1 protein-coding gene is annotated in these 1,463 nt (G+C 29.9%); it reads left to right on the top strand.

All coding sequences use genetic code 11. The features are described 5' to 3' along the window. The first annotated feature begins 103 nt into the window (after window positions 1–103). A complete protein-coding gene (locus tag ACJDTP_RS27340) occupies window positions 104–1,426 on the top strand; it encodes an IS3 family transposase (protein ID WP_077870076.1) in 1,323 nt (440 codons plus the stop codon). Window positions 1,427–1,463 lie beyond the last annotated feature (37 nt).

The following is a 1,463-nucleotide window of genomic DNA, read 5'->3' on the forward strand; positions in this document are numbered from 1 at the left end:
TAAAATGGAACCTATGAAATAGACACTAAAAAAAGACTATTTCAATAGGTTCTTTTTTTGTACAATAAAAGATAAGAAGAAATATAGTAAGGTTGTGAAAAGAATGAGTAAAAAATTATTTTCAGATGAAGAAATTAAAAGTTTATCAAAAAATAGATATGTTAAATCTGTAAGTAAACGTGGAATTACATATACAGATGAATTTAAAATATTGTTTATCGCTGAGCGTAGCAAGGGAAAACTACCTATTCATATTTTTCAAGATGCTGAATTTGATATAGATGTTATTGGAAATAATAGAATTTGGTGTGCAAGTAAAAGATGGCGTAATGCTTATAATGAATCAGGAGAGCTTGGTCTAAGAGATTCTAGAAAATTAAACAGTGGTCGTCCACTTAAACGTGAACTAACCGTTGAAGAAATAATAGCCAAAAAGGATGCAGAAATTGCTTATTGGAAAGCTGAGGCAGAACTATTAAAAAAAATCGAGCTGCAAGAAAGGCAGGTGAAAAATAGTAAACTAAGTGCATCATCAATCTTTGTAATAATACAACATATAATTTTGACATATAACTATAAAAATATGGTTTCACATTTATGCGAAGTAGCTTTAGTATCTAGATCAGGCTATTATAATTATTTAAAATCAACAGGCAAACGTAATCGTAGAGAAGAAAAGGATTTAGAATTGAAGGATATCATTCTTAAAGCATTTAATCATAGGGGCTACAAGAAAGGTTCTCGTTCTATAAAAATGGTGTTAGAGAATGAATTTAATCTTATAATAAATCGAAAATGTATACAACGAATCATGAGAAAATATAATATTGAGTGCCCAATTAGAAAAGCTAACCCTTATCGTAGAATGATGAAAGCTACTCATGAGCATACTGTTGTACCTAATATTTTAAATAGAGAATTCAAGCAAGATTTGGTCGGAAAAGTTTTATTAACAGATATAACTTATTTAACATATGGAGCATCCAATAGGGCTTATTTGTCAACTATTAAAGATGCTTCAACAAATGAAATTCTTTCATATCAGCTTTCCAATAGCCTTACATTAGATATAGCTACCGAAACTATTAAAAAGTTGATGAAAAATCACAAAAATTTACTAAATAAAGATGCCTTTATTCATTCGGATCAAGGAGTTCATTATACTAGTCCTAGATTTCAAAAACTTCTTAAAAAATATAAAATTGGTCAGTCTATGTCTAGGCGCGGAAATTGTTGGGATAATGCCCCGCAGGAATCATTTTTTGGTCATATGAAAGATGAAATTGACTTAAAAAGTTGTTCAACATTTGAAGAATTAGAAGCTTCAATTGATAACTATATGGAGTATTATAATAATTATAGATATCAGTGGGGACTTAAAAAGCTGGCTCCTGTACAATACAGAAACCAGCTCATAGCTGCCTAGCCTTTTTCAAAATGTCCTTGACATAGGAACCATTTTA

Origin of the sequence: Candidatus Clostridium helianthi (assembly GCF_045310795.1) — a bacterium.
GTDB classification, from domain to species: Bacteria; Bacillota; Clostridia; order Clostridiales; family Clostridiaceae; genus Clostridium; species Clostridium helianthi.

Excerpts from the sequence above, each read along its gene's own strand:
- ACJDTP_RS27340 (WP_077870076.1), top strand. The coding sequence starts at position 104 with ATGAGTAAAAAATTATTTTCAGATGAAGAAATTAAAAGTTTATCAAAA.